This is a genomic window from Streptomyces sp. NPDC048270, assembly GCF_040652335.1.
GTDB lineage: Bacteria > Actinomycetota > Actinomycetes > Streptomycetales > Streptomycetaceae > Streptomyces.
Genome location: NZ_JBEZLV010000019.1, coordinates 94578 through 121098, shown reverse-complemented (window position 1 = coordinate 121098; position 26521 = coordinate 94578). Strand labels below are relative to the sequence as shown.

Sequence of the window (26521 nt, the reverse complement as noted above, 5' to 3'; positions counted from 1 at the left end):
CTACACGGACATGAGTACGACAGACAACGCGCCCACCGAGGCGTCGCCCGACTCCGAGCCGGCGCTCGGCGCGGCCGGCTCCCAGCTCTCCACCGCCCCCGTCGAGGACAGCGGCCCCGTAGGCATCGGCGTGATCGGCTGGGCCCGCTGGGTCTGGCGGCAGCTCACCTCCATGCGGGTGGCGCTGATCCTGCTCTTCCTGCTGTCCCTCGGTGCGATCCCCGGCTCCCTGATCCCGCAGAACTCCGTCGACCTGATGAAGGTCGCCGAGTGGAAGAAGGAGAACCCGTCCTGGGTGTCCGTCGCGGAGCGGCTCCAGCTCTTCGACGTCTACACGTCCTTCTGGTTCTCCGCGATCTACATCCTGCTCTTCGTCTCGCTCATCGGCTGCATCCTGCCCCGCACCTGGCAGTTCACCGGCCAGCTCCGGGGCCGCCCGCCGGCCGCGCCCCGCCGGCTCGACCGGCTCCCCGCGCACACCACGTGGCGCACCGAGAAGTCCCCGGACGAGGTCCTCGCCCACGCGAAGACGCTGCTCGGCGGGCGCCGCTACCGCACCGAGGCCGGCGAGGGCCATGTCGCCGCGGAGAAGGGCTACCTGCGCGAGGCGGGGAACCTGATCTTCCACATCGCCCTCATCGTGATGCTCGTGGCCTTCGCCTGGGGCAAGCTCTTCATGTCCGAGGGCGGCAAGCTCGTGCTGCGCGGCGGCGGTTTCTCGAACACGCTCACCCAGTACGACGACTTCAAGTCCGGCAGCATGTTCCACGCCGACGACCTGCCGCCCTTCAGCTTCACCCTCGACAAGTTCGACGCCACCTACGAGGAGAGCGGCCCGCAGAAGGGCACCCCGCGCGACTTCAAGGCGTACGTCACCTACAGCGAGGGCGCCCACGGCAAGCCCACGAAGGCCGAGATCGAGGTCAACAAGCCGCTGTCCGTCGACGGCTCCAAGGTCTACCTGCTCGGCCACGGCTACGCGCCGGTCATGTCGGTGACCGACCCCACCGGCAAGGTGGTCTTCCGGGACGCCGTGCCGATGCTGCCGCAGGACTCCAACCTCACCTCCGCGGGCGCCATCAAGGTCACCGACGGCTACCGGAACAAGAACGGCGAGAAGGAGCAGCTCGGCTTCTCCGCCCAGTTCGTACCGACCTTCGCGGGCAAGGGCAAGGGCACGATGCTCTCCCAGTTCCCGGACACGAACTTCCCGGTGATCGCCCTGAACGCCTTCCACGGCAGCCTCGGGGTGGACTCGGGCCTGCCGCAGAACGTGTACCAGCTGAACACCTCCAAGATGAAGCAGTTCACGAAGGAGAACGGCGACCCGCTCGCCAAGATGCTGCTGCCCGGGGAGTCGATGGAACTGCCCGACGGCGCCGGCACCGTGAAGTTCGAGAGCATCGAGCGCTGGGCGACCTTCTCCGTCACCCACCAGCCCGGCAGCGGCCTCGCCCTCGCGGGCGCCATCGCCGCCATCGCGGGCCTGGCCGGATCCCTGTTCATCCAGCGCCGCCGGATCTGGGTCCGCGCGGTGACCGGCGAGGACGGCGTCACCGTCGTCGAGATGGCGGGCCTCGGCCGCAGCGAGTCCGCCAGGCTCCCGGAGGAGCTGGCGGACCTCTCCGCCACGCTGCACGAGCAGGCGCCGACCGCGACGCCCGCCGGCCCCGCTGCTTCCTCGAAACCTGTCGAAGAAAACCCCGAAGGAGAGCGCGGATGACGCCGCTCGCTGCCGCAGCCAACGAGAACCTGGCTCAGATCAGCAATTACCTGGTCTATTCGTCGATGGCGGTCTACACGCTCGCCTTCTTCGCCCACATCGCCGAGTGGACCTTCGGCAGCCGCAGCAAGGTGGCCCGCACGGCCGCCGCGCTGACCCCCGCCAGGGGCGCCGCCGCCCCCGCCGTGCAGGTCCGGGGCAAGGGGGGCGCCACGGCCGTCCTCGACAAGCCGAAGGTCGTCACCCGCTCCGCCGCGGGCACCCGTGACGTGCCGGACGGCCCCGGCGCCGCGGGCGGCACCGAGCAGGGCGACCTGTACGGGCGGATCGCGGTCTCGCTGACCGCGCTCGCCTTCCTCGTCGAGGCGGGCGGCGTCGTCGCCCGCGCGATGTCGGTGCAGCGGGCCCCCTGGGGCAACATGTACGAGTTCTCGATCACCTTCTCCACGGTGGCCGTCGGCGCGTACCTGGTGCTGCTCGCGCTGAAGAAGAACATCCGCTGGCTCGGCCTGATCCTGGTCACCACGGTCCTGCTGGACCTCGGCATCGCCGTGACCTGGCTCTACACCGACAGCGACCAGCTGGTCCCGGCCCTGCACTCGTACTGGCTGTGGATCCACGTCTCCACCGCGATCTTCTGCGGCGCCGTCTTCTACCTCGGGGCGGCCGGAACGGTCCTCTACCTCTTCCGCGACTCCTACGAGTCCAAGCTCGCGGGCGGCGGCAAGCCGGGGCGGTTCGCCACCTCCGTGCTGGAGCGGATGCCCTCGGCGGCCTCGCTCGACAAGTTCTCCTACCGCATCAACGCGGCCGTCTTCCCGCTGTGGACCTTCACGATCATCGCGGGCGCGATCTGGGCGGGCGACGCCTGGGGCCGCTACTGGGGCTGGGACCCCAAGGAGGTCTGGTCCTTCGTGACCTGGGTGGCGTACGCCTGCTACCTGCACGCGCGGGCCACCGCCGGCTGGAAGGGCCGCAAGGCCGCGTACCTCGCGCTCTTCGCCTTCGCCTGCTGGATCTGGAACTACTACGGCGTGAACATCCTGCTCAGCGGCAAGCACTCGTACGCGGGCGTCTGACCGGCAGGAGTGGGACGCTGGTGTCATGCCTCCTGTGAGCCATGGCACCAGCGAGAGCCGCGGCGAGGACCGCTGGCGGATCCGTTTCGAGCCGCACCTCCCGTACGCCTACGAAGCGCTGTGGCCGGCCCTGACCACGCCCGAAGGGCTGCGCGGCTGGCTGGCCGCGGCGGAGGTCCTGGAGCGCCGGCTCGGCGGGGCGGTCACCCTGCGGTGGCCCCACACCGGGACCGTCGCCACCGGGCACGTCACGGCCTGGGACGTCGAGCGGGTCGTCGAGTACACGCTCACCGGACACGAGCGGATCCGCTTCCACCTGGAGCCGGTGGGGACCGATTCGACGGTGATCCGCTTCCTGGACGAGCGGGGCGGCCCCGCGAGCGAACGGCTGGACTGCCTGGCCGGCTGGCACGAGCACTTCGAGCTGCTGGAGTCCGCGCTGGCCGGGCGGCCGGCCGACTGGGCCGCCTGGACCGGCGCCCACCGGGCGGCGCTGCGCGGGGACTACGCGTCCCCCGCCGCGGCGTAGGAGGACCGGGAGGGCCGGGCCGGGACCTTGCCCGTCAGCCCGTCAGCCCGTCAGCCGTCAGCCCGTCAGCCCGGCCGCCGCCCCCGCGCCCCGTCCGTCAGTCCGAGCCCTTGTCCTGGTCGCGGCCCTTCTCCTGCTCCTCGCGCAGACGCTTCAGGAACTCCGGGTTGTCGTCGGGCGCCACCCACTGGGTGCGGCGCGCCCGCCCGCTGCCGGCCGCGGCCCGCTTCTTGCCCGCGAACAGCCACACCACCGGCCCGACGATGGAGAAGAGCAGGATGATGATCACCCAGACCACCTTCGGCAGGTGCTTGACCTCTTCCTCGGGCGTGTTCAGGCAGTCGATGAAGGCGTAGATGGTCAGCGCGATGATCAGCAGGAACGGCAGATAGCGCAGCACGGTGTGGGACCGACTCCCGGGCAGTGGCGGCGGGCCCGCTGAGGGCCCCGGTGACCCTTCAAGGGTAGTTGGTGACGGATACTTGCCCCTATGGCTTACGACGATCTCCGCTCGCTGCTCCGGGCTCTGGAGCGGGAGGGCGACCTCAAGCGCATCAAGGCCGAAGTCGACCCGCACCTCGAAGTGGGGGAGATCGTCGACAGAGTGAACAAGGCGGGCGGCCCGGCCCTGCTCTTCGAGAACGTCAAGGGCTCGGCGATGCCGCTGGCCATGAACGTCTTCGGCACCGACCGCCGCCTGCTGAAGGCGCTGGGCCTGAAGTCGTACGGCGAGATCAGCGAGAAGATCGGCGGGCTGCTGAAGCCGGAGCTGCCGCAGGGCTTCATCGGCGTCCGCGAGGCCTTCGGCAAGCTCGGCTCGATGGTGCACGTGCCGCCGAGGAAGGTGAAGGGCGATGCCGCGCCCGTCCAGGAGGTCGTCCTCACCGGCGACGACGTGGACCTCGACCTGCTCCCGGCCCTCTTCACCTGGCCGAAGGACGGCGGCTCCTTCTTCAACCTCGGCCTCACCCACACCAAGCACCCCGAGACCGGCGTCCGCAACCTCGGCCTCTACCGCCTCCAGCGCCACGACAAGCGCACCATCGGGATGCACTGGCAGATCCACAAGGACAGCCGCAACCACTACGCGGTGGCCGCCAAGCGCGGCGAGCGGCTGCCCGTCGCGATCGCCTTCGGCTGCCCGCCCGCGGTGACGTACGCGTCCACCGCGCCGCTGCCCGGCGACATCGACGAGTACCTCTTCGCGGGCTTCGTCGCCGGCAAGCGCATCGAGATGGTCGACTGCAAGACCGTGCCGCTCCAGGTCCCGGCCCACGCGGAGGTCGTGATCGAGGGCTGGCTGGAGCCGGGGGAGACGCTCCCGGAGGGCCCGTTCGGCGACCACACCGGCTTCTACACCCCGCAGGAGCCCTTCCCCGCGCTGAAGATCGACTGCATCACGATGCGCAAGCGCCCGCTGCTCCAGTCGATCGTGGTGGGCCGGCCGCCGACCGAGGACGGCCCGCTGGGCCGCGCGACGGAACGCTTCTTCCTCCCGCTCCTCAAGATCATCGTGCCGGACATCGTGGACTACCACCTGCCGGAGTCGGGCGGCTTCCACAACTGCGCCATCGTCTCGATCGACAAGAAGTACCCGAAGCACGCGCAGAAGGTCATGCACGCCATCTGGGGCGCGCACATGATGTCGCTGACCAAGCTGATCATCGTGGTGGACGCCGACTGCGACGTCCACGACCTGCACGAGGTGTCCTGGCGGGCGCTCGGCAACACGGACTACTCCCGGGACCTGACCGTGGTCGAGGGGCCGGTGGACCACCTCGACCACGCCTCGTACCAGCAGTTCTGGGGCGGCAAGGCGGGCATCGACGCCACCAAGAAGCTCCCTGAGGAGGGCTACACCCGCGACGGCGGCTGGCCCGACATGGTCGAGTCCGACCCGGCCACCGCCGAACGGGTGACGCGACGTTGGAAGGAGTACGGACTGTGAGCCTTCAGGCGAAGATGGGCGCGAAGAGCGCCGGGCATGCTCCCCGTTCCCACGGGGATGAGCCGGAGTACGGCCTGTGAGCCCGATCGCGATGGGCGGCCCGGCCCTCTTCCTCGGCGGCGAGACCTACGTCGCCCTCGTACGGCCGGAGCTCGACCCCGCCGACCCCGGCGTCCGGCGGGCCGCCGAGGAGGCGGGCGTCTCCCCGGAGGAGTTCGCCGGCCCCGGCGACGTCTGGGCGCTGATGCTGGACTGGGCCGACGACGAGCAGGGCGAGGGCGGCGGCTTCGAGCTGCCGGGCCTGCGCGACATCGAGGCGGAGGACTTCGCCGAGCGGCTGCGGGCGGCCCTCACCGCGGGCGGCCGGTTCACCGTCGAGGCCGGCGCCGTCCTGCGCCTCGACGCCCGTCCGGTCGGCGAGGACTACGCGTTCACCGCCCGGATCACCCCGCCCGACGGCGACGCCGAGGCCTTCCTGATCCTGGAGACCGACCCGGTGCCCCTCGCCACGCTGCTGGCCGACCTCGAAGAGTTCCGCGGGAGTCTGGCGTGAGCGGCGCCGTCGGGCCGGCCGGCCGGCCGGCCCACCTCGAAGCCCCCCGGAGGGACCCCGCATGATGACCACCGCCGACGGAGTGGTCGGGCCCGGCCCCGCACCCGAGGCCACCAACAAGGTCAAGGCGTTCCTGCGGCTCGTGATGATCGAGCACTCGGTCTTCGCGCTGCCCTTCGCCTACATCGCCGCGCTCACCGCCATGTTCCAGCTCGACCGGAAGGTGCACTGGGGCACGCTGCTGCTCGTCACCGTCTGCATGGTGGGCCTGCGGACGTTCGCGATGGCCGCCAACCGGATCATCGACCGCGAGATCGACGCCCGCAATCCGCGGACGGCCGGCCGCGAACTGGTCACCGGAGCGGTGTCGGTGCGGTCCGCGTGGACCGGGGCGGGGATCGCGCTCGCCGTCTTCCTCGGCGCGGCGGCGCTGCTGAACCCGCTCTGCCTGGCCCTGGCGCCCGTCGCGGTGATACCGATGGTGGTCTACCCGTACGGCAAGCGGTTCACGAACTTCCCGCACGCCATCCTGGGCCTGGCCCAGGCGATCGGCCCGGTCGGGGCGTGGCTCGCGGTCACCGGCGAGTGGTCGTGGGACGCGGTGATCCTGGGGCTCGCGGTGGGCGTGTGGATCGGCGGGTTCGACCTGATCTTCGGCTCCCAGGACGTGGCCGCGGACCGTGCGGAGGGCGTCAAGTCGGTTCCGGCGCGCTTCGGCGTCCCGGCCGCGCTGTGGGGGGCCCGCGGCGCGCACGTCGTGACCACGGCCCTGCTGGTCTGGTACGCCCTCGCCACGGACGCGGGGATGTTCTTCTGGGCGGGCCTGCTGATCGTGGTCTGCGCCTTCTTCTACGAGCACGGCATCGTGACGCCGCACGACCTGTCCCGGCTGAACCGCGCCTTCTTCACGGTCAACGGGTTCATCGGGATTGCCCTGTTCGTGTGCGCCGTGCTGGACCTGGCCGTACGGGGCCTGGCCTTCTAGGGCAGCACGTGGAAGCGGACGAGGACCGGCAGGCCGTGCAGTGAGGCACACCGTTGTCTGGGAGCTTCCGGCAATGGAGGAGTTCCGGAAACTGCGTGTTCTCGACCCAGTGGGCGCCAAGGCGTGCGCCGCCGCGATCGGTGGGCTGGCCGACGCTGGCGCCCGGAGGAGGCGCGCGCGTTGGGCGGCTCCGGCTACTGGCGGCTCCACGTGGGCGCATGGCGGGTGCTGTACCGCCCCGACGGCGAGACGGTCACGGTGTACGTCATCAAGGTCGGCCGGGTGGGTTGAACCCCGCGCCGCCCGGATTCGTGACCGCTGCCGGTCCGCGCCGCACCTGACCGGCCCCCGCCCAGGCATGGCCGGATAGTCTCGGAGGTATGACTGAGCGCAAGCGCACCCCGTGGGTGGTGGGGGTTTCCGGGGCTTCCGGGACCCCGTACGCGGCGGCGGTGCTCCGCGGGCTGCTCGCGGCGGGGGAGAGCGTCGACCTGGTGGTGAGCCGGGCCTCGCGGCTCACCCTGCTGGACGAGACCGGGATCGCCTTCCGGGACGCGCACTGGCGGGATGACCTGGGGGAGTGGCTGGAGCGCGGGGCGGACGGCAAGCCCGCGTCCTTCGCCCGGCCGGACCTGGCCGGTGTCCGCTACTGGGGCGCGGGGGACCTGGCGGCCGGACCGAGTTCGGGCTCGTACCCCGTCAAGGGGATGCTCATCGTCCCCGCCTCCACGGCGTGCGTGGCGGGGGTGGCGCTCGGGCTGTCGAAGGACCTGCTCCAGCGCGTGGCGAGCGTGACGCTCAAGGAGCGGCGCCGGCTGGTGGTGTGCGTGCGGGAGACCCCGCTGAACGGGCAGACGCTGAGGCACCTGGTGGCGCTGGACGAGGCGGGCGCGGTCGTGCTGCCCGCCTCTCCGGCGTTCTACGCGGGTGCGACGCACATCCAGGACCTGGTGGACTTCGTCGCGGGGCGGGTGCTGGACGCGGCAGGGGTGCCGCACCGGCTGTACCGCCGCTGGGAGGGAGAGCTCGGCGGAGCCGTCGCTCGGAAGGGAGAGCTCGGCGGAGCCGTCGCTCGGAAGGGGGAGCTCGGCGGCTCCCGGCCTCCCGAGGCGAGCGGTGGCTAGCGCTTCTTGGCGCCGCGCGGGCTGCGGGTCTTGTCCACGCGGTGCGCGGCGGACGGCTGGTCGGTGCGGGATCGGTTGGCCAGCTCCTGGAGCTGTCGCATGTGCGCGTAGGCCATCTCGATCGTGTACACGGTGAACCACTCCTGAAGATCGTCATTGATCTGTTGAAAGATTCACAGGGTGTTGACCCTGTGTGCCTTAGATTCTATACCTAAACTTGCAGGATCGCCGAATAATGGAAGGCTCCACGTAATGGACACGGTGGACAGGCAGCTCATCCAGGCACTTCGCGAGAACGGTCGTGCCTCGTACGCGGAGCTGGGCCGTCTCGTGGGCCTCTCCGGCCCCAGCGTCACCGACCGCATCAACCGGCTGGAGTCGGCCGGCGTCATCACCGGCTACCGCGCGACGGTGAACGCGGCCTCGCTCGGCCTCGGCGTCACCGCGCTGATCGGGCTCTCCATGTCGGACGCCGCCGACCACGAGGACGTCGCCCGGCGGCTGCGCGACCTGGCCGAGATCGAGGACTGCTGGTTCATCGCGGGCGACGACTCCTTCATGCTGAAGGTGCGCGCCAACGACGTGGACGGCCTGGAGAAGATCATTCGCAGGCTCTCCGGCACCAAGGGCGTCTCCCGCACCCGCACCACCATCGTGCTCTCCACGAAGTGGGAGAACCGGGTCGGGGAACTTCCCGAGGAAGGCTGAGAGTACGGTTGGACGGGTTGCAGGACAGGCATCTAGAGGAGGCGACCGGCTGATGGACGCTGGGCTCAAGCGCGAGCTGGAGGAGAAGGTCCGTTCCGGCGAGCGGCTGACCCGTGAGGACGGCATCGCCCTCTACGAGTCGGACGACCTGGCCTGGCTCGGAGGCCTCGCCCACGAGGTGCGCACGCGCAAGAACGGCGACGTCGTCCACTTCAACGTCAACCGCCACCTCAACATGACGAACGTGTGCACCGCCTCGTGCGCGTACTGCTCGTTCCAGCGCAAGCCGGGCGAGAAGGACGCGTACACGATGCGCATCGAAGAGGCCGTGCGCCTGGCCAAGGCCATGGAGAACGACAACCTCACCGAGCTGCACATCGTCAACGGCCTGCACCCCAACCTGCCGTGGCGCTACTACCCGCGCTCGCTGTCCGAGCTGAAGAAGGCGCTGCCGAACGTCTCGCTGAAGGCGTTCACGGCGACGGAGATCCACCACTTCGAGACGATCTCCGGCATGTCCGCCTCGGACATCCTGGACGAGCTGATCGAGGCCGGCCTGGAGTCGCTCACCGGCGGCGGCGCGGAGATCTTCGACTGGGAGGTCCGCCAGCACATCGTCGACCACCGCACCCACTGGGAGGACTGGTCGCGCATCCACCGGCTGGCGCACTCGAAGGGCCTCAAGACCCCTTCGACGATGCTGTACGGGCACATCGAGGAGCCGCGCCACCGCGTGGACCACGTGCTGCGGCTGCGCGAGCTCCAGGACGAGACCGGCGGCTTCCAGGTCTTCATCCCGCTGCGCTACCAGCACGACTTCGTGGACATGCAGGACGGCAAGGTCCGCAACAAGCTCCAGGCGCGGACCACGATGGCGACGGGCGCCGAGGCGCTGAAGACCTTCGCCGTCTCGCGCCTGCTCTTCGACAACGTGCCGCACGTCAAGGTCTTCTGGGTGATGCACGGCGTGCAGACCGCCCAGCTCGCGCTCCAGCACGGCGCGGACGACATGGACGGCTCGGTCGTCGAGTACAAGATCACGCACGACGCGGACAACTACGGCACCCCGAACAAGCTGGGCCGCGAGGACCTGCTGGAGCTGATCCGCGAGGCGGGCTTCCGCCCGGTCGAGCGCAACACGCGCTACGAGATCATCCGCGAGTACCCCGGTCCGGACGCCGGCCTGCGCGAGACCCCGCAGGCGATGCGGGTCTGACGCGCGGGCGTCGCCCGGGCATGTGGCGAGCCCCGGTCCGCACGGCGGGCCGGGGCTTCGTTGCCAGCTCTGGCCGTAATGGATAACCTTCGGGCGTGACCCTTACTTTCACCCTGGATCCGGTCATCGGCCCCGCCCTGCGCGAGGGCATCCTGTCGCTGTGGGCCGACGTCTCCAACGCGGGCGGCGCCGTGGGCTTCGTGCCCCCGGTGACCGCCGACGACATCCGCCCGGCGCTGATCAAGCAGCTCGCCGCGGTCGCCGACGGGGGCAGCCGGCTCCTCGTCGGGCACGACGGGGACGGCGAGGTCGCCGCGACCGCGTTCCTGACCCACAACACGCACCGGCTGCAGCTGCACTGGGTGTGGGCGTACACGGTGATGGTCCACCCGCGCCACCAGGGCAAGGGGTACGGCCGCGACCTGATGGCCGCGGCGGCGGACGCGGCCCGCTCCCTCGAGGGCATCGACGCGATCCGGCTCGGCTGCCGCGGCGGCCTCGGCCTGGAGCGCTTCTACGAGTCCTGCGGCTACAAGGAGGTCGGCCGCGTCCCCGACGCCATCCGCGTCGCCCCCGGCGACGACCGCGACGACATCACGATGCTGCTGCCGCTGTACTGACGTCGTAACGGGTCAACGAGGAGGCGCGGGTGGCGGGGTGGCTGCTCCTGGGGGACGCGGGCGGGCCGCTGTGCTGTGGGACGCGGAGGGGAAGGCGGCCCTCAAGGTTCCGCTGTCCTCCCTGCGCCTCGTCCCGGCGTACGCCCCCCCGGCAGCCTTGCGGGTAGCAGCGGCGTGCTTCACTGGACGGGCACGTGCCGCCGTACGAAGACGAGAAAGAAGGGGTCACCGTGTCCCTCAAGCCGAGCGCGACGATCCGCTACACCGCGATGCGGCTGGGCATCTTCGTCGGATGCCTCGTCGTCGTCGCCGTCCTGGTCCGCCTCGGCTGGGTGCCCGCCGGGCTCGGGGACGCCAACTTCGCCTGGGTCGTGCTGCTGGCCCTCGTCCTCTCCGCGCCGCTCTCCTTCGTGCTCCTGCGCAAGCAGCGCGACGAGATGTCCGCGCAGATCTCCGGCCGGGTCGCGGGCGCGAAGCAGAAGCTCGCCGCGAACCGCGACCAGGAGGACGCGGCCGACGACGCGGCGCGCGTGAACTCCTGAGGAGCGAGGGCCCGACGCGCGCCGCGGGACACCGCCCGGCGCGTGAACGGCGCGCGGGGCGTGAACGGCGCGCGGCGCGTGAACGTCTCGTGTCGCGTGGACGCGCCGCGCCGGGCGGCCACCCGGGTCGCGCCGCCGGCCGTTAGCTTCCTCACACACCGAACCGCCCCAGAGCCGGGCCAACCGCCCGTAGCGCTGGGGCGGCGGTGTTTGCCCACCTCAAAGAACCCCTTTGAGATTCCCAAAGGGGAAGTGTTAGCGTGTTCAACATGTTGACCAGAGCTGCGCACCCGATGACCGTGAGCGTCCCGCTCGTGGCGCGCCTGGACGTCGACCTCTGCCGCCGCGCGACCGCGGCCTGTTGCTGTTGATCCGCATCGTGCGCTGAATCGATACAGCAGCGGTCCCGGCCGGCCGCGCTCCTCCCCCGGTCTGCCCGGGAGGCGCCCCTGGCTGCCGCCGCACCGCACCACCCCTCCCGCAAAGCCTCCCCCTGTCTTCGTGCGTCACCCCAGGAGCGTGTTCGTGTCCGCGTCCCCCCAGGCCCAGGCTCCCGCCAAGGCCTCGTTCAAGTTCCCGTTCTGGGCCCAGATCATCGCCGGTCTGGTCCTGGGCGTCCTGTTCGGCTGGATCGCCCGCAGCCAGGACGTCAGCTGGCTCGGCACCACCCTGGAGAAGACCGGCGACATCTTCGTCCAGCTGCTGAAGCTGGCCATCGCGCCGCTCGTCTTCTTCGCGATCCTGGTGTCCATCACCAACCTGCGGAAGGTCAACAACGCCGCGCGGCTCGCCTCCCGCACGCTGCTCTGGTTCATGATCACCTCGCTGATCGCGGTCGGCATAGGCATAGCGATCGGCCTGCTGACCGACCCGGGCGCGGGCACCGGCCTCACCGCCGCCGACGGCAAGGAGCCCAAGAAGACCGGCTCCTGGATCGACTTCCTCACCGGGATCGTGCCGACGAACATCGTCACGCCGTTCACCGAGCTGAAGGTCCTCCAGATCGTCTTCCTGGCCGTCGTCGCCGGTATCGCCGCCCTCCAGCTCGGCAGCAAGGCCAAGCCGGTCCTCGACCTCGCCGAGTCCGTGCTCGAGCTGCTCCAGAAGGCCCTGTGGTGGGTCATCCGCCTCGCCCCGATCGGCACCATCGGCCTGATCGGCACCGCGATCGCCACGTACGGCTGGGAGCTCATCGGCAAGTACGCGACCTTCACGGCCGACGTCTACATCGGCTGCGCCCTGGTGATGTTCGGCGTGTACCCGCTGCTGCTCGCCACGGTCGCCAAGGTCAGCCCGCTGCAGTTCTTCAAGGGCGCCTGGCCCGCCATCCAGCTGGCCTTCGTCTCCCGTTCCTCGGTCGGCACCATGCCGGTCACCCAGAAGGTCACCGAGCGCCTCGGCGTCCCGAAGGAGTACGCCTCCTTCGCCGTCCCGTTCGGCGCCACCACGAAGATGGACGGCTGCGCCGCGATCTACCCGGCGCTCGCCGCGATCTTCATCGCGCAGATCTTCGACGTCCAGCTGGGCATCAAGGAGTACCTGCTCATCGCGTTCGTCTCGGTCATCGGCTCGGCCGCGACGGCCGGTCTGACCGGCGCGACGGTCATGCTGACGCTGACCCTGTCCACGCTGGGCCTGCCGCTGGCGGGTGTCGGCCTGCTGATGGCGATCGACCCGATCCTGGACATGATGCGCACCGCCACCAACGTGGCCGGCCAGGCCCTGGTCCCGGTCATCGTCTCGGCTCGCGAGGGGATCCTGGACAAGGAGGCCTACGCCTCCGCCTCGGCCTCCCCCCTGGATGACGAGGCCGCCCCGGCGACGGCCGCCGAGACCGCCAAGCCCGAGCCGGTCGCCGTCCCCGCCTGACGCCCGACAGCCCGCGCCCGCGCACTCGCCGCAGCCCCCGCCCCCGTCCGGGCGGGGGCCGTGGCGTGTCCAGGCCGTCTAGCGCAGGGTCGCGATACGGACCCACGCGACCGCGGCGAGCAGCATCGGCAGGGCGTACCACCAGCGGTTCATCGTCCGGCGATACACCGGCAACAGGCAGACGAGCAGCCCGATCAGGCAGACGGCGTACACGGCGTGGGCGCCCGACCGCATATCGGCGCGCATCCGGTCGTCGCCCGGGTCCGCCTCCGCGACCAGCAGGAGCACGCAGAAGTACACCGCGGGCAGGTAGAGCAGGCCGAGCGGGACGCCCAGCACCCACTGCAGGCAGCCCCGGTCCTCGGGCAGGTCGATGCTCTCGCGGCGCGGCCTCACCGCATGGCCTCCTTCGCCCCGCCCAGGTCGTCGACGAACCGGTCACCGTATCCCTGGGCCTTGCCCAGGTCCCCATAGGGGCCGCCGTTGCAGCGTGCGGCGATCTCCCGCTTCTGGGCCTCGGTCAGCCGGTCGGCGGGGAGGTTGGCGTTTCCGTTGAGGGACCCGGCCCCGGCCGGCAGGCTGCCCGCGGGGCTGCCGCCCGCCTCCGGCGCCACCTGGTTCAGCCGCAGGGCGGGAGACGGCCGGCCGGCCAGGGCGGCCGCCTTGTGCTGCGCCCATTCCGCGTCGAACGACACCTGGTTACCCCCGACTTGGCCTGGACATCACAGATCATGTCCATGCTAATCGACCATGATCTCTCCGCGTGCCGACGCCGCGCGGCCGCCGATGGCGCGCGCCAACTCCCTTTTACGAAGCGGAAATTGAGGGGCCGCCGGGGTGTGTGGGCGAGGTCATTTCCGCCGGGTGCCATGTCAAGCGGAATGGTCAATTGATCATCACTAAGTCGAAGTTGTCCGATCTCTACTTGACCGATCGACCTCGCCCTACACTGCGTGCCGAGAACTCCAAATAAAGAGGCAAGGGGGGCGGGATATGGCGCCTAGCCAATCAACCGTTGAAGTCCGGGTGCAGGAAGGCGTGCTGTGGGTCGACGGTGAGGCTTATCCGCTGCGCAACATCTCCCACGTAGGGCAGCGAGTATTGGAGGTCGACAAGGGTGCGGCGTGGAGAAAGTTCATCGCCCGCGCGCTCATCACCCTCGTCATCGGCGGGATCGTGTCCGCCGCCGCAGGGGAGATCGGGGTCGTCCTGCTGGTCGTCGTGCTGGGCCTGCTGATCTGGCAGCTCGTCGCGGTCATCGGCAAGCCCCCGCTGTACGGCCTGGTCCTCAACACCTCCGGCACGCAGCGCGATGCCGTGTGGTCCACGGAGCGCAGCGAGATCCACGCCCTCGTCATGGAGATCACCAAGGCGATCGGCCGCCCGGACACCGCGCAGGTGGTCTACAACGTCAAGCACGCCGTCATGGGGGACCACATCGAGCAGTACGGGGCCGGGAGCATCGGCAGGGCGCAACACAGCGGCTCCGGCAACATCGGGAGCCGCTGATGAGCGGTGACCAGTACACCCAGTACGGGCCGGGGAGCATCGGCAGGGCGGAGCACAGCGGCGCCGGCGACATCGTGGCCGGCGGGAAGCACGTGGGCGTCCCCCAGGTGGGGTCGCCGGAGCTGCAGAAGCTCCTCGACGAGGTCCGGGCGATGCGGCCGCACCTGGACGAGGGCGACCGGGCGGAGGTGGACGCGGCGATCGAGGAGATCGTTTCGAATCCCTCCGAGGGCCGCTTCAACAAACTTCTCCGGATGTTCTCCGGAATCGCGGCGCTCATCGGAGAGGCCGGAGTTCCCGTGATCGCGGCGGTGAAGGCGCTGCTCGGCTGAATCGGAAGCAATCCGCACAAGGAGGGGGGCCGTGTTTCAGCGGCCCCCTTTCTTTGCCGGGGTCGGGAGTTCGGCGACGGCGTCATCAGAAATCGCGTAGATAAATGCAAGGAATCCGCTGCCTCCCTCTGCCCGAAGCCCCTGTGTCCGGATGCAAGCGGAGTCACCGGACTGGGCTTCCCGGCGGGCGGGCGCTTCGCCTCGGGTGGCGGGGGAAGCGTGGAGCGTCGGTGAAGAAGGAGGTCGGGGGGTGGTCGGGCGGGGTTACCGCTGCGTACATTACCGGCGGTAACTCGCTATCCCAGAGGAGAGTGCACCGTGGAAGCCGAGCTGAGGCCGGCCAGGCCCGTGGCACCCGTCGAGCCCGTCAAGACCACGGTCGACGGGGTGGTGCGCGAAGTACGGGTGCCCGCGCTGGCGGGGGTGCCCGAGCGGGGCTCGCTCGGGGACATCCCCTTCGACAACGCCCGGCAGGCTCCCGGCGAGGCGGTCCTCGCCCGCAAGGGCCGGGACGGGACCTGGCGGGACGTGACCGCGGCCCAGTTCGCCGCCGAGGTGCTCGCCGTCGCGAAGGGGCTGATCGCCGAGGGGCTGCGGGAGGGCGACCGGCTCGCCATCATGGCCCGCACGACCTACGAGTGGACGCTGCTCGACTTCGCCGGATGGGCCGCCGGGCTGGTCACCGTACCGGTCTACCCCACCTCCTCCGCCCTCCAGGCGCGCTGGATCATCCAGGACTCCGGCGCCGTCGCCTGCGCCGTCGAGGACACCGCGCAGGCGCGCATCATCAGCGCCGAACGGGCCAACCTGCCCTGGCTGGCGCACCTGTGGGAGTTCGACACCGGCGCCCTCGCCCGGCTGGTCAAGGCCGGCGAGCACCTGCCCGACGCGGTGGTGCACGCGCGGCGGGCCGCCCGTACCCCGGAGGCCGTCGCCACCCTGATCTACACCTCGGGCACGACCGGGCAGCCCAAGGGCTGCGTCATCACGCACGGCAACTTCTTCGCCGAGGTGGACAACGCGGTGGAGCTGCTGCACCCCGTCTTCAAGTCCGTCAGCAAGGACCCGGCCTCCACCCTGCTGTTCCTGCCGCTGTCCCACGTCTTCGGTCGGATGGTCGCGGTCGGCTGCCTGCGGGCCCGGGTGAAGCTCGGGCACGCGCCGAGCATCGCCACCGAGGAGCTGCTGGCGGACCTCGCCGGGTTCCGGCCGACCTTCCTGCTCGCGATCCCCTACGTCCTGGAGAAGGTCTTCAACACCGCCCGCGCCACCGCCGAGAAGATGGGCCGGGCCGCCTCCTTCGACCGCGCCGCCCGCATCGCGCGGCGCCTGGGCGAGAAGGCCGTCGAGGGCAGGGCGCCCGGGCTCGGGCTGCGCGCCGCGCGGGCGCTGTACGACCCACTCGTCTACCGGCGGATCCGGGCCGCGCTCGGCGGCCGCGTCCGCTACGTCCTCAGCGGGGGATCCCCGCTCGGCAGCCGCCTCGCCGCGTTCTACACCGGCGCCGGCATCGAGGTCTTCGAGGGGTACGGCCTCACCGAGACGACCGGCGCCTCCACCGTGACCCCGCCGCTGCGGCCCAGACTCGGCACCGTCGGCTGGCCGCTGCCCGGCACGGCCGTGCGGATCGCGGACGACGGCGAGGTGCTGCTCGGCGGGCGGCACGTCTTCGCCGGGTACTGGAACAGCGGCCAGGGCGTGCCGTACGGGAGCTGGCTGCCGACCGGCGACATCGGCGAGCTCGACGCCGACGGCTACCTCACCATCACCGGCCGCAAGAAGGACCTGATCATCACCTCCGGCGGCAAGAACGTGGCCCCCGCGCCCCTGGAGGACTGGCTGCGGGCCCATCCCCTGGTGGGCCAGTGCCTGGTGGTCGGCGACAACCGGCCCTACATCACCGCCCTGATCACCCTGGAACCGGACGGCCTGCTGCACTGGCGGCAGATGCACAAGAAGGTGGGCGTGCCGATCTACGAGCTGGTGCGGGACGAGGAGCTGCGGGCGGACATCCAGCGGGCGGTCGACGAGGCGAACCGACTGGTGTCGCGCGCCGAGTCGATCCGCCGGTTCACCGTCCTGCAGGGCGATTTCACGGAGGCGCGCGGCCATCTGACCCCGTCGCTGAAGCTGAAGCGGGCCGTGATCGCCCGCGACTACGCCCGCGAGATCGACGAGCTGTACCGGGGACCCCGCGAGGCCTGAGCCGGGCGGAAGGGCAAGGCGGGGCCCGGGAGGCCTGAGCCGGGCGCCGGGACAAGGCGGGGCCCGGGCGAGCGCCCGGGCGCCGGGCGGGGCCGGGGTGCGGGTGAGCCCGGCCTGCGGGCCGGGCCGGGACGTGGGCCGGGCCGGGCCGGGATGTGGGCCGGGCCGGGCCGGGATGTGGGCCGGGCCGGGCCGGGATGTGGGTGGGCCCGGCTGCCGGCGGGGGCGGGGCGCGGAGGCTCCGGTCGAGGGGCGGGGGTCGGCGGGCGCGCTTATGGTGGGCTGACCGCTCCAGCGGCCCGGGGGAATGCCCGAGGAGGGCGCCGTGCACCGTTCCCGCCCCCGTAGCCGCAGCCGTTGCCGCAGCCGTTGCCGCGGCCCGGCCAGGGCCGCCGCGGCCTGCGTGCTCGTCCTGGCCTGCCTCGGAGCGGCTCCCGGCCCTGGATCCGCACCCGCACCCGGCCCGGGCTCCGAACCCCCCGCGCCCGCCGTCCGGTGGGGGAAGTGCCCCGACCGGCCCGTACCCGCCGGGATGCGGTGCGGGACCATCGAGGTGCCCCTCGACCACGCGGCCCCCGGCAAGGGCACGGTGGAGATCGCCCTGGCCCGCATACCGGCCACCGACCGCGAGAAGCGCCTCGGCTCGCTCCTGCTGAACTACGGCGGCCCCGGCAGTCCGGGCATCGCGAGCCTGGCCGCCGACCCCGACGCCTTCGCCGACCTCGGCGAGCGCTACGACCTCGTCGCCTTCGACCCGCGCGGCGTCGGCCACAGCGAGCCGGTCTCCTGCGGCAGCTCCCAGGAGACCGCACTGGAGGAGGGAGCGGACGCCGCCGCGCAGCTGGCCGCCCTGCGGGCCCTGGCCAGGAGCTGTGAGCTCGCCTCCGGCCCGGTCCTCCCGTACGTCGGGACCGTGCACGTGGCCCGCGACATGGACGCGATCCGCCGGGCACTTGGCGACAAGAAGCTCAACTATCTCGGCTTCTCGTACGGGACCCGGCTCGGCGCCGTGTACGCGGCGCAGTTCCCCGGCAGCACCGGCCGCATGGTCCTCGACGGCGTCGACACCCTCACCGAGCCGCTGGCGGAGCAGGCCCTGGCCTCGGCGCGCGGGCAGCAGCGGGCCCTGGAGAACTTCCTCTCCTGGTGCGCCCACCAGCAGGACTGCGTCTACGGGACCAACACCCGCACCGCCCGGGAGAAGGTCGACGCCCTGGTGACCCGGCTCGACGAGGAGCCGCTGGTGGGCCACGACGGCTCGTACGTGACCGGGCAGGACCTCGTCTACGCGATCGGAGCCGCCCTGTACTCCCCGCTCATGTGGCCCGCGCTCGCCGACGCGCTGGCGACGGCCGAACGGGGCGGCGACCCGGCGGAACTGCTCCAGCTCGGCGGACCGGCGGTCCCCTCGGACGAGGAGGAGGAGCCCGACGGCCCCGGGACGGTGCCCGCCGACAACCCCCAGGCCGCCCTCCTCGCCGTGAGCTGCGCGGACGACCCGGACCGGTCCGACGTGAAGGCCGGTGCGGCGACCGTGGAGAAGGAAGTGGCAGCCCTGGAGGAGGAGTTCCTCAAGGCCTCGAAGATCTTCGGGCCGAGCCAGCTGGCCACCGTGCTCTCCTGCTACGGGCGCCCCGCCGGCACCGACTTCATCCGGCGGATCGACCGCCCGGGCGCCCCGCGGATGCTGCTGGTCGGCACCCGCGGGGACCCGGCGACCCCGTACGAGTGGACGGAGGAGACGGCCGAGCGGCTCGGCTCGGCGGTGATCGTGGACTACAAGGGGGAGGGCCACACCGGCTACGTGTCCTCGCGCTGCGTCCGGGAGTACGTGGACCGCTTCCTGCTCGCCGGGCGGCTGCCGTCCGGGACGCGGTCCTGCCCCGCCGAGGAGGTCCCCCCGGCGACGGCCGGGGGAGGGTGAGCGGCGGCGGGGCGGGTGCCGGGCCTTGCGGGCCAGGCGTCAGCAGTTGGCGTGCGTGGCGCGCCCGGCGAAGCGGTCGGCGAGCCAGTTGCCGGCCGCGAGGGACTGGGTGATCACGCCGCTGACGTGTTCACCGATCAGGATGGTGTCGAACTCCAGGTTCGCGCCCCTCGCGCACCAGTCGGAGCGCAGCCCGCGGCCCACCCCGTAGGGGATCAACTCGTCGGCGAGCGCGTGGTACTGGTACACCGGCGCGGCCGGGGCGGTGCGCCCGAGCCTGCTCTGGCCGAGCCGGGCCTGCCAGTCCGGCTGGTCGAGCGGGTTGCGCGTGGTCAGGTCGGAGATCCGCTTGAAGGAGCCGGCGATCGCGTCGATCGCCACGCAGTTCTCCTTCATGCCGGCGACCAGCGCCTTGCCGAGCGGGTTGAGGTAGGAGTCCAGCTTCAGCTCCGGGAAGGCCGCGTCCTGGCCGGCCGCCGCCATGAAGATCAGTCCGGAGCCGAAGGATCCGTTGTTGAAGTCGGCGACCTTCATCAGGTCGGCCGGGACGCCGCCGGTCGCCGTGCCCTTGACCTTCAGCTCCGGGGCGTACGAGCCCTGCAGCTCGGCGGCCCAGCTGCTGGCCTGGCCGCCCTGGGAGTAGCCCATGATGCCGATCGGGGTGTCGGCCGGGAGGCCGGCTTCCGGGAGCCGGGTGGCGGCGCGGGCCGCGTCGAGCACGGCGTGCCCGGCCGAGGGGCCCACGGTGTAGGTGTGCACGCCCGGCGTGCCGAGGCCCTCGTAGTCGGTGACGACCACGGCCCAGCCGCGCAGGGTCAGCTGCTGGATGAGGTTGGCCTCCATGGCGGTGCCGTGCGGGATGTTGTTGCTCGGCGCGCAGGAGTCGCCCATGCCGACGGTGCCGACGGCGTACGTGATGAGCGGGCGCGGGCCGGTGCGGCCGTCCTGGGGGACGATCACGGTGCCGGAGACGGTGTTCGGGGCTCCTTCGGCGGTGGTGGAGCGGTAGTGGATCTTCCAGGCCTTGGTGCGGGTGGGCTGGCCGGGGAGCGGGTGGAAGGCGGAGGGGGCGCTGCTGACCAGGTCACCGGGGCGGCCGGCTCCCGCGGCGCCGGCTTCGGCGGCGGGGATCGCGGCCGCGGCCGCTGTTCCGGTGGCGGGGATCGCGGCCGAGAGGGCCAGGGCGGTGACGGCGGCCAGGGCGTTGCTTCGCAAGCGCATGGGCGGCTCTCCCAAGGGTCCGGGTGGGGGTGGTGAGGCGAAGGTAGTGACCGACCGGTAGGAAGGTCGCTGACCGTGCAGCTCACCTTTCCTGGCCGGGCGCGGCAGGCCCTGTCCGGCGCGCCTCAAACGTCGGCGGGGCTGGAATTTCGTCGGGCGGCGCCGACATCCGGCCCCGCCGGCGTGTGCGGCGCGGGGTCCGGGGCGGAGCCCCGGGAGGCTGGGGGGTCAGAGGGTCGAGGCCAGGCGGTAGGCGCCCGGGGTGGTGCCCGTCCAGCGGCGGAAGGCCCGGTGGAACGCCGTGTCCTCGGAGAACCCCAGTCGCGCCGCGAGCTCCGCGATCGGCTCACCGCTCTCCGCCAGGCCCGCGATCGCCGCGTCCCGCCGGACATGGTCCTTCAGCTGCTGGAAGGAGGTCCCCTCGTGCTGCAGCCGCCGCCGCAGCGTCGCCGGGGACACCGCAAGCCGCGCCGCCACCTCCCCGAGCGCCGGCAACCGCGGCGAGGCGCGCAGCTGCTGGGTCAGGGCCCGGCGGACCTGCTCCGCGACCGTGGTCCCGTACTCGGGCCGCGACAGCAGGTCGAACGGTGCCCGGCGCAGCATCGCGTCGAGCGCGGCCTCGTCCCGTACCAGCGGCGCCGTCAGCCAGTGCGCGTCGAACGCGGCGCCCGTACGGGCCTCCCCGAAGCGGACCGGGCAGTCGAAGAGGACCTCGTACTCGGCCTCGTGCGGCGGCGGCGGATAGGAGAAGGCGGCGTGCGCCAGCGGGATGCGCCGCCCGACCAGCCAGCTGCTCAGCCGGTGCCAGATGGCCAGCACGCACTCGGTGAGGAAGCGCTCCTCGTCCCGGGCGAAGTCATTGCGCACGGTGAACCGGGCCTGGGGGCCGACCACTTCGAGGGCGAGCTCCGGCCCGCCCGGGAACAGCCCGTAGAAGGCGGCCGCCCGCTCCATCGCCGCGCCCAGATCCCGGCAGCCGAGCGAGGCGTAGCACATCATCGCGAAGGTACCGGGGCGGCTGGGGACCGGGCTCAGGCCGAGGAACTCGTCCTGCGTGGTCCGGTACAGCGCCCGGAACAGGCGGGCGAACTGCGCCGGTGTGATCCGTGCCCGGTCGTCGCCCAGCAGCAGCGGCGGGATCTGCGCCTCCTGGAGCAGGGGCACCGTGTCGATGCCGCTGCCGCGGGCCCCCGCGAGCACGGCCCGCACGTGGTGCACGGTGATCGTCCGCCTCCCCATGCTCCGAAGGTAGCCCCCCGCGCCGCCGTGCGATACGGAAGCGGCGGCGCGGGGAGTGGCGCGGGGAGCGGTCCGGTCAGCCCGTCTTGGCGTCCCGGCGGCAGTACGCCCAGCAGCCCGCAGCCGCGATCGCGGCGGTGTACAGGCAGAACACCAGCGTGGCCGTGCCCGAGGACAGGTGGGATCCGACCAGAGCCTGCGCGAAGGGCCGGTCGTCGGGCGGGTAGGCGGAGACGTCCGTCAGCATGGCCCGACCGGCTGCGAAGGGCATCCAGCCGCCCACCCCGTCCAGCCCGGGCACGTAGCCGAGCGCCCCGCCCGCGAGCCGCTCGACGATCAGCGGCCACATGCACAGGATCAGCACCGGGATGATCCGGCTGCGGACCAGGGACACGAGCGCCAGGCAGAGCAGCGTCCAGCAGCCCATCCACAGCGTGAACCGCAGGGCGGGCACCAGCACTCCGCCCCACTCGGGCTGCGGGGCGCCCTTCACGGCCAGGACGGTCGCGGAGGAGAGGGCGCCGAGCAGGGCGCTGGTGGCGGCCGTCGAGGCCGCCAGCAGGAAGCCGACCAGGCATTTCGCGGTGTAGGCGGTGAAGCGTCCGTTCACCGCCAGCCACGTCGTACGGGCGCCTCCGCGCACCAGTTCGGTGGAGACCGGCCCGGTGCCCAGGACGAGGAGGAAGAAGCACAGGGCCGGGACCTGTGTGGCGAGCGGGGTCCACGCGATCACGTCGGCCATGGTGGCCGGAGTGACCGGCCGGTCCTTGTCGAGGTCGAGCAGCAGGGTGACGCCCGTCAGCAGGCTCAGTACCGCCACGACGCCGAGCAGGATCCACGTCGAGCCCAGCCCCGCCAGATGCCGCCACTCGTAACGGCAGGCCCGGCGGAAGGCCTCGGCGGGGGAGACGGCCACGGGGGCCGGCAGGGCGGGGGGAACGGCGGCCTCGGGGGCCGCCGGTGCCGATGACCTCACGAGATCTTGAACTCCTCTTCCGCGATGGCCAGGTAGAACTCCTCCAGTGACGGGCCCGCCTCGTGCAGCCAGTACAGCGGCAGGGCGCTCTCGGCCGCGAGGGTGCCGATCCGCACCCGGTCCAGGCCGGTGATGCGCGCGGCCGCGCCGCCCGTGGCAGTGAGCCGCCCGCCGTGCGCCTCGACGAGCCCGGCCAGCCGCGGCAGATCGGGCGACTCCACGGTCACCACCCGCCGGTCGGCGGCGCGGGCCAGCAGCTCGGCCATCGGTGAGGAGGCCACGACCCGGCCGCGCGACAGGACGACCACGCGGTCGGCCAACTGCTCCATCTCGCCGAGGAAGTGGCTGGAGACCAGGACCGCCCGGCCCAGGTCCGCCTGCGCGCGGAGGAACTCCCGCAGCCAGCGGATCGAATGGGGGTCGAGCCCGTTCGCGGGCTCGTCGAGGACGAGCACGGGCGGATCGCCCAGCAGGGCCTGGGCGATGGCGACGCGCTGGGCCATGCCGAGCGACAGCTGCTCCAGGCGCAGCGCGCCGGCCTCCGTCAGGCCGACGGTGTCCAGGAGTTCGGCGACGCGGCGGTCCGAAACGCCGGAGCCGGCCGCCACCATCCGCAGATGGGTGCGGACACGGTGCCTCGAGTGGCCGGCGACGCCGCCCAGGACGGCGCCGACGACCGTGCCCGGCGCGCCCCAGGCGCGCAGCGGACGGCCGAGGTAGCTGGTGCTGCCCTCGCCGTGCAACAGGCCCAGCATCAGCTGGATGGTGGTGGACTTCCCGGCCCCGTTGGCCCCGACGAAGCCGGTCACCTCTCCGGAGCGCAGGCTCATCGAGACACCGTCCAGGACCCGCTTGGGGCCGAAGGAGCGGCCGAGGCCTTCCGCCTCCACCAGGACTCCGCCCGGCTCCGTATTCAGGGAGCGGCGGTTCATGTAGGGTCTCCCTGCGTTATCGCAAGGGGGAGGAAGCCCGCACCAGGCGACCTGAACAGGCGTGGAAACCGAAGGGTTGTCACCCGCGGGTTTCTTCCCCCGATTGACTTGCTCAATGGTGAATCCAATTCCGAATTCTGATATGGCGTCAGGTGTGCGCTCAGTGCCGGACGAGCCATATCAGCTGGATCGCCAGGACCGCGTGCGCGAGAATGCACGTCGCCCAGGATCCGGCATTTCGCATTCCGTTGCGGAATACGGTCGACCAGCCGGCCGCCAGCAGTACGGCGGCCAGTGCGCAGCACACCCAGGAGATCACGAGCCACGGCGTGGCGTGGTCGGTGAACTTGTCGATGGCCGCCGCCGGCGCGAGCGCCAGCAGGGGCAGGGCCCACGTACCCCCGCCGGCCGCGCGGGTGCGGGCTGTGGACTTGGTGTCGGTCATCCCGGACGCTCCGTCTCTGCGTGTCCCGTAGCGGGGCAGGGCTACGGGTGGCCGGGCCGGCCCGCCCGGGGAGAACCCGGACGGACCGGCCCACTCCACTCGATCAGTGGAGGGCGTTGTAGATCTCGAGAAGGGTCAGGCCCGGGGAGACGGCCGCGAGGGGGGCGCGCACCCACCAGGACAGACCGTCGTACCACTTCTTGAAGTCGCTGAACTTGCCGCCGATGGCCTTCGCGAAACCGCCGACCTTGCTGAAGGCGGCCCGGATCGCGCTCCACCTGCTGGCGGCGGAGAGCTCGCCGTTGACGATCTTGTTCATCTCGGCCCGCTCGGCGGGCGTGAGCTCGGCGGCCAGCGGGCTGGACAGCAGGGCGCGCGCGGCCTGCTGGGCCTCGGCCTGCTGGGTGGCCGAGATGCTCTGGGGAGCGGCCACGGACGCGCTGGAGGCCTGGGCCAGGCCGGCGCCGCCCCCGATGGCGATGGCGGCGACGGCCGAGACGGCCGTCATCCGCAGGGTGTTGCGATTCATTTGATTCCCTTGCGTTGTCGCAAGGGGGAGGAAGCCCAACGGGCAACCTGAACAGGCGTGGAAACCGAAAGGTCCCCCCGGACTTCTTTCCCCCGATTAATTGGTCTGCCGAACCGCTCTTGGTCAGAGAGAAGCCCGACGGTGTGCCCGGCCGTCTCGTCCTTCGAAGGCCGGGCACACGCGAACGTTACCTACAAGACGATCACTTGGCCACTGTTGAATTGGCCAACAGGCATGGTGTGGAGCGGCGTTCCGGTCGCGGACCTGCATATTCCCGCCTTGGGACGCGCTTTACCTGGAACGGCTTGGCCGGAAACAGGCCTTCCTGGCCGACAAGAACCGGTCGATGACCACTCGACGCTCACTGGACGACCACATCTTCGGCACACGACGGGTGCCGCCCCGGGCCGCGATGAGCGCTGCGGCCAGCACGGCTGACGCTTCCGGTCATGCCCCGGGGCGCCCCGGCTGCCTAGGGTCGGGGGCCACCGACTCCCGGGAGGGCACGCGATGGACGTCGACGGCCGGCCGAGCACACTGGCGCGCTTCACCCAGTGGACCGAGGAGCGGTACGGGCCGCAGGCGGCCCTCAGGTTCCGGGCACCGGGGGACGGCGGCTGGCAGACCCGTACGTACGCGGAACTGGGCGCGGAGGTACGGGCCGTCGGGCGGGCGCTGCTCGGGCTGGGGGTGGCCGCGGGCGAGCGGGTGGCCGTACTGGCCGAGACCCGCCCGCAGTGGACGTACACCCACTTCGGGGTGCTCGCGGCGGGCGCGGTCCTCGTCCCCGTCTATCCGACGGCGGGCGAGGAGGAACTCGCCTGGGTGCTCAAGGACTCGGCGGCGGTGGTCGTGGTCTGCGACGACGCGGCGCAGGCCGCCCGGGTCGAGGCGCTGCGGGCCGCACTGCCCGCGCTGCGCACGGTGGTGGGGATGGACGCGCTGCCGGGCCTGCCGCCGGCACCGGAGGCGGAGCTGCTCGCCCGCACGGCGGCCGTCGTGCCCGGCGAGGACGCCTCGATCGTCTACACCTCGGGCACCACCGGCCTGCCGAAGGGCTGCCGGCTCACCCACGGCAACCTGGGCGCGATCCAGGACGCCACCCTCCCGCTGGTCAGGGGCGGCCCGGGGGACACGACGTACCTCTACCTGCCGCTCGCGCACCTGCTGGCGCAGCTGATCCAGTTCACCACGCTGCTGGAGGGCGGGGAGCTCTGCTACTTCGGCGGCAGGATCGAGGACGTGCTGGCGGAGCTGTCGGAGGTCCGCCCCACCCACCTCCCCTCCGTGCCGCGGCTGTTCGAGAAGCTCCACTCGGTGGTGCTGTCGCTGGCCGAGGCCGAGGCGGGCGGGCGGGAACGCCTCGAGGAGGCGGTGCGGCTGGGCGTGCTCGCGGCGGAGGGCCGGCTGCCGCAGGAGCACCGGGACGCGTACGAGGCGGCGGACAAGTCGCTGTACTCCCTGGTCCGGGGCGCGTTCGGGGGCCGGCTCAAGTGGGCGCTCACCGGCGGCGCCCCGATCGCCCCGGCCACCTTGGACCTGCTGCGGGCCTGCGGGATCGCGGTGTACGAGGGGTACGGGATGACGGAGTCGGGCGGAGTCATCTCCCTCAACCACCCCGGGGCGGTCCGCCACGGGACGGTGGGGCGCCCGATCGAGGGCTGCGAGGTGCGCATCGCGCCGGACGGCGAGGTGCTGGCGCGCGGGCCGATGGTGTTCCCGGGCTACCACGCGAACGAGGCGGCCTCGGCGCAGGCCCTGGACCCGGAGGGCTGGCTGCACACCGGCGACCTGGGCGAACTGGACGCCGACGGGTACCTGCGGATCACCGGGCGCAAGAAGGAGATCGTCATCACCTCGGCGGGGAAGAACCTCACCCCCACGGAGGTCGAGTTCGCCATCCAGCGCTCCCGCTACGTCTCCCGCGCGGTGATGATCGGCGACCGCCGCCCGCACCCGGTGGCCCTGATCACCTTGGACGCGGAGGAGATCACCGCCTGGGCCGCCCGCGAGGGCCACGACCTGGGCACCGCCCCCTGCGCCCACCCGGCGGTCCGCGCCCTGGTCGAGGCGGCGGTGGCGGAGGCCAACGCCTCGGTCTCCCGCCCGGCCCGCGTCCGCGCCTTCCACGTCCTCCCGGAGGACTTCACGATCGCGTCCGGGACCCTGACGCCGACGCTGAAGCTGCGGCGCAGGGCGGTGGCGGAGCGGTACGCGGCGGAGATCGAGCGGCTGTACGGGGGCTGAGCGCGGGCCGGGCGCAGACGGCGGGGGCGGGCGCGGGGGCGCCCCGGCCGGGGCGCCCCGGGGGTG

The 26521-nt window shown here is 71.9% G+C and carries 28 protein-coding genes; 18 read left to right on the top strand and 10 right to left on the bottom strand.

Translation table 11 applies throughout. The annotated features are described in order from the left end of the window. The first annotated feature begins 10 nt into the window (after positions 1-10). Genes AB0D66_RS19005 through AB0D66_RS18995 form a run of 3 tightly spaced genes read left to right on the top strand, consistent with a single transcriptional unit; the run spans position 11 to position 3331 of the window. Entirely contained in the window at positions 11-1723 is a 1713-nt protein-coding gene (locus tag AB0D66_RS19005; protein ID WP_362304319.1) for a cytochrome c biogenesis protein ResB, read from the top strand. Continuing rightward, on the top strand, positions 1720-2802 hold the full coding sequence (gene ccsB, locus AB0D66_RS19000) for a c-type cytochrome biogenesis protein CcsB (protein ID WP_362304316.1): 1083 nt from the start codon (positions 1720-1722) through the stop codon (positions 2800-2802). Before AB0D66_RS19005 ends, ccsB begins: the two co-directional genes overlap by 4 nt. Positions 2803-2827: 25 nt before the next feature. Then, positions 2828-3331, top strand: a complete 504-nt coding sequence (locus AB0D66_RS18995; RefSeq protein ID WP_362304313.1) for an SRPBCC domain-containing protein — start codon at positions 2828-2830, stop codon at positions 3329-3331. A 97-nt stretch (positions 3332-3428) separates the two neighbouring features. On the opposite strand, the gene AB0D66_RS18990 is transcribed toward AB0D66_RS18995, so the two are convergent. After that, positions 3429-3731, bottom strand: a complete 303-nt coding sequence (locus AB0D66_RS18990; RefSeq protein ID WP_362304310.1) for a PLD nuclease N-terminal domain-containing protein — start codon at positions 3729-3731, stop codon at positions 3429-3431. Positions 3732-3821: 90 nt separating this feature from the next. Here AB0D66_RS18990 and AB0D66_RS18985 point away from each other — a divergent pair, with 90 nt between their 5' ends. The 5 genes from AB0D66_RS18985 (at position 3822) to AB0D66_RS18965 (ending at position 7941) form a co-directional block, all read left to right on the top strand. Beyond that, complete coding sequence (locus AB0D66_RS18985; RefSeq protein WP_362304307.1) at positions 3822-5279, top strand: menaquinone biosynthesis decarboxylase; 1458 nt, start codon at positions 3822-3824, stop codon at positions 5277-5279. A gap of 76 nt (positions 5280-5355) precedes the next feature. Further along, entirely contained in the window at positions 5356-5832 is a 477-nt protein-coding gene (locus tag AB0D66_RS18980) for a hypothetical protein (protein WP_362304304.1), read from the top strand. Between the two features lie 64 nt (positions 5833-5896). Continuing rightward, the gene (gene mqnP / locus AB0D66_RS18975; protein WP_362304383.1) at positions 5897-6817 is read left to right on the top strand and encodes a menaquinone biosynthesis prenyltransferase MqnP; all 921 of its coding nucleotides are present in this window, start codon (positions 5897-5899) and stop codon (positions 6815-6817) included. Positions 6818-6997: 180 nt separating this feature from the next. Continuing rightward, positions 6998-7108, top strand: coding sequence for a type II toxin-antitoxin system RelE/ParE family toxin (locus AB0D66_RS18970; RefSeq protein ID WP_362304301.1), 111 nt, complete (start codon positions 6998-7000; stop codon positions 7106-7108). A gap of 89 nt (positions 7109-7197) precedes the next feature. Next, positions 7198-7941 carry a UbiX family flavin prenyltransferase gene (locus AB0D66_RS18965; RefSeq protein ID WP_362304298.1) on the top strand — a complete coding sequence of 248 codons (744 nt, stop codon included), beginning with the start codon at positions 7198-7200 and terminating at the stop codon, positions 7939-7941. Here the strand turns inward: AB0D66_RS18965 and AB0D66_RS18960 are convergent. After that, positions 7938-8072, bottom strand: a complete 135-nt coding sequence (locus AB0D66_RS18960) for a hypothetical protein (protein WP_362304296.1) — start codon at positions 8070-8072, stop codon at positions 7938-7940. The two genes, AB0D66_RS18965 and AB0D66_RS18960, sit on opposite strands and share 4 nt — an antisense overlap. 121 nt (positions 8073-8193) lie before the next feature. Here AB0D66_RS18960 and AB0D66_RS18955 point away from each other — a divergent pair, with 121 nt between their 5' ends. From AB0D66_RS18955 to AB0D66_RS18935, 5 genes are all read left to right on the top strand, one after another. Then, a complete protein-coding gene (locus AB0D66_RS18955; protein WP_069920705.1) occupies positions 8194-8649 on the top strand; it encodes an Lrp/AsnC family transcriptional regulator in 456 nt (151 codons plus the stop codon). A 52-nt stretch (positions 8650-8701) separates the two neighbouring features. Beyond that, positions 8702-9865 carry an aminofutalosine synthase MqnE gene (gene mqnE / locus AB0D66_RS18950; protein WP_069920704.1) on the top strand — a complete coding sequence of 388 codons (1164 nt, stop codon included), beginning with the start codon at positions 8702-8704 and terminating at the stop codon, positions 9863-9865. 95 nt (positions 9866-9960) lie between these two features. Then, a complete protein-coding gene (locus tag AB0D66_RS18945) occupies positions 9961-10485 on the top strand; it encodes a GNAT family N-acetyltransferase (protein ID WP_362304291.1) in 525 nt (174 codons plus the stop codon). Positions 10486-10715: 230 nt separating this feature from the next. Further along, on the top strand, positions 10716-11027 hold the full coding sequence (locus AB0D66_RS18940) for a DUF4229 domain-containing protein (RefSeq protein ID WP_362304288.1): 312 nt from the start codon (positions 10716-10718) through the stop codon (positions 11025-11027). Between the two features lie 525 nt (positions 11028-11552). Then, on the top strand, positions 11553-12896 hold the full coding sequence (locus AB0D66_RS18935) for a dicarboxylate/amino acid:cation symporter (protein WP_362304285.1): 1344 nt from the start codon (positions 11553-11555) through the stop codon (positions 12894-12896). Between the two features lie 78 nt (positions 12897-12974). On the opposite strand, the gene AB0D66_RS18930 is transcribed toward AB0D66_RS18935, so the two are convergent. Next, complete coding sequence (locus AB0D66_RS18930; protein ID WP_362304282.1) at positions 12975-13292, bottom strand: hypothetical protein; 318 nt, start codon at positions 13290-13292, stop codon at positions 12975-12977. Further along, on the bottom strand, positions 13289-13591 hold the full coding sequence (locus tag AB0D66_RS18925; protein WP_362304279.1) for a hypothetical protein: 303 nt from the start codon (positions 13589-13591) through the stop codon (positions 13289-13291). The genes AB0D66_RS18930 and AB0D66_RS18925 overlap by 4 nt, the downstream gene beginning before the upstream one ends. 298 nt (positions 13592-13889) lie before the next feature. On the opposite strand from AB0D66_RS18925, the gene AB0D66_RS18920 reads away from it, so the two are divergent. The 4 genes from AB0D66_RS18920 to AB0D66_RS18905 all read left to right on the top strand — a co-directional run bounded on the left by AB0D66_RS18920 (position 13890) and on the right by AB0D66_RS18905 (position 18866). Then, positions 13890-14405, top strand: a complete 516-nt coding sequence (locus AB0D66_RS18920; RefSeq protein WP_362304277.1) for a DUF6232 family protein — start codon at positions 13890-13892, stop codon at positions 14403-14405. Beyond that, positions 14405-14737, top strand: coding sequence for a hypothetical protein (locus tag AB0D66_RS18915; protein ID WP_362304274.1), 333 nt, complete (start codon positions 14405-14407; stop codon positions 14735-14737). The genes AB0D66_RS18920 and AB0D66_RS18915 overlap by 1 nt, the downstream gene beginning before the upstream one ends. A 318-nt stretch (positions 14738-15055) precedes the next feature. Next, positions 15056-16942: an AMP-dependent synthetase/ligase gene (locus tag AB0D66_RS18910; protein ID WP_362304271.1), complete on the top strand. Its 1887-nt coding sequence runs from the start codon at positions 15056-15058 to the stop codon at positions 16940-16942. Between the two features lie 553 nt (positions 16943-17495). Next, positions 17496-18866 (top strand): alpha/beta hydrolase, encoded by a 1371-nt coding sequence (locus tag AB0D66_RS18905; RefSeq protein WP_362304268.1) that lies wholly within the window; start codon positions 17496-17498, stop codon positions 18864-18866. 39 nt (positions 18867-18905) lie between these two features. Here the strand turns inward: AB0D66_RS18905 and AB0D66_RS18900 are convergent, their stop codons facing one another. The 6 genes from AB0D66_RS18900 to AB0D66_RS18875 all read right to left on the bottom strand — a co-directional run bounded on the left by AB0D66_RS18900 (position 18906) and on the right by AB0D66_RS18875 (position 24208). After that, positions 18906-20087 (bottom strand): lipase family protein, encoded by a 1182-nt coding sequence (locus AB0D66_RS18900; RefSeq protein WP_362304264.1) that lies wholly within the window; start codon positions 20085-20087, stop codon positions 18906-18908. A gap of 228 nt (positions 20088-20315) precedes the next feature. Continuing rightward, the gene (locus tag AB0D66_RS18895; RefSeq protein ID WP_362304261.1) at positions 20316-21326 is read right to left on the bottom strand and encodes an AraC family transcriptional regulator; all 1011 of its coding nucleotides are present in this window, start codon (positions 21324-21326) and stop codon (positions 20316-20318) included. A gap of 76 nt (positions 21327-21402) precedes the next feature. After that, positions 21403-22302 carry a hypothetical protein gene (locus tag AB0D66_RS18890; RefSeq protein ID WP_362304258.1) on the bottom strand — a complete coding sequence of 300 codons (900 nt, stop codon included), beginning with the start codon at positions 22300-22302 and terminating at the stop codon, positions 21403-21405. Beyond that, positions 22299-23234: an ABC transporter ATP-binding protein gene (locus tag AB0D66_RS18885; protein WP_362304254.1), complete on the bottom strand. Its 936-nt coding sequence runs from the start codon at positions 23232-23234 to the stop codon at positions 22299-22301. Before AB0D66_RS18885 ends, AB0D66_RS18890 begins: the two co-directional genes overlap by 4 nt. Before the next feature lie 160 nt (positions 23235-23394). Further along, positions 23395-23679, bottom strand: coding sequence for a hypothetical protein (locus AB0D66_RS18880; RefSeq protein ID WP_362304251.1), 285 nt, complete (start codon positions 23677-23679; stop codon positions 23395-23397). Between the two features lie 103 nt (positions 23680-23782). Continuing rightward, entirely contained in the window at positions 23783-24208 is a 426-nt protein-coding gene (locus AB0D66_RS18875; RefSeq protein WP_362304248.1) for a hypothetical protein, read from the bottom strand. Positions 24209-24718: 510 nt separating this feature from the next. Here AB0D66_RS18875 and AB0D66_RS18870 point away from each other — a divergent pair. Next, a complete protein-coding gene (locus AB0D66_RS18870) occupies positions 24719-26455 on the top strand; it encodes an AMP-dependent synthetase/ligase (RefSeq protein ID WP_362304245.1) in 1737 nt (578 codons plus the stop codon). The last annotated feature ends 66 nt before the right edge of the window (positions 26456-26521 follow it).

Excerpts from the sequence above, each read along its gene's own strand:
- AB0D66_RS19005 (WP_362304319.1), top strand. The coding sequence starts at position 11 with ATGAGTACGACAGACAACGCGCCCACCGAGGCGTCGCCCGACTCCGAG.
- ccsB (WP_362304316.1), top strand. The coding sequence starts at position 1,720 with ATGACGCCGCTCGCTGCCGCAGCCAACGAGAACCTGGCTCAGATCAGC.
- AB0D66_RS18995 (WP_362304313.1), top strand. The coding sequence starts at position 2,828 with ATGCCTCCTGTGAGCCATGGCACCAGCGAGAGCCGCGGCGAGGACCGC.
- AB0D66_RS18985 (WP_362304307.1), top strand. The coding sequence starts at position 3,822 with ATGGCTTACGACGATCTCCGCTCGCTGCTCCGGGCTCTGGAGCGGGAG.
- mqnP (WP_362304383.1), top strand. The coding sequence starts at position 5,897 with ATGACCACCGCCGACGGAGTGGTCGGGCCCGGCCCCGCACCCGAGGCC.
- AB0D66_RS18965 (WP_362304298.1), top strand. The coding sequence starts at position 7,198 with ATGACTGAGCGCAAGCGCACCCCGTGGGTGGTGGGGGTTTCCGGGGCT.
- AB0D66_RS18955 (WP_069920705.1), top strand. The coding sequence starts at position 8,194 with ATGGACACGGTGGACAGGCAGCTCATCCAGGCACTTCGCGAGAACGGT.
- mqnE (WP_069920704.1), top strand. The coding sequence starts at position 8,702 with ATGGACGCTGGGCTCAAGCGCGAGCTGGAGGAGAAGGTCCGTTCCGGC.
- AB0D66_RS18920 (WP_362304277.1), top strand. The coding sequence starts at position 13,890 with ATGGCGCCTAGCCAATCAACCGTTGAAGTCCGGGTGCAGGAAGGCGTG.
- AB0D66_RS18915 (WP_362304274.1), top strand. The coding sequence starts at position 14,405 with ATGAGCGGTGACCAGTACACCCAGTACGGGCCGGGGAGCATCGGCAGG.
- AB0D66_RS18900 (WP_362304264.1), bottom strand. The coding sequence starts at position 20,087 with ATGCGCTTGCGAAGCAACGCCCTGGCCGCCGTCACCGCCCTGGCCCTC.
- AB0D66_RS18895 (WP_362304261.1), bottom strand. The coding sequence starts at position 21,326 with ATGGGGAGGCGGACGATCACCGTGCACCACGTGCGGGCCGTGCTCGCG.
- AB0D66_RS18885 (WP_362304254.1), bottom strand. The coding sequence starts at position 23,234 with ATGAACCGCCGCTCCCTGAATACGGAGCCGGGCGGAGTCCTGGTGGAG.
- AB0D66_RS18880 (WP_362304251.1), bottom strand. The coding sequence starts at position 23,679 with ATGACCGACACCAAGTCCACAGCCCGCACCCGCGCGGCCGGCGGGGGT.
- AB0D66_RS18875 (WP_362304248.1), bottom strand. The coding sequence starts at position 24,208 with ATGAATCGCAACACCCTGCGGATGACGGCCGTCTCGGCCGTCGCCGCC.
- AB0D66_RS18870 (WP_362304245.1), top strand. The coding sequence starts at position 24,719 with ATGGACGTCGACGGCCGGCCGAGCACACTGGCGCGCTTCACCCAGTGG.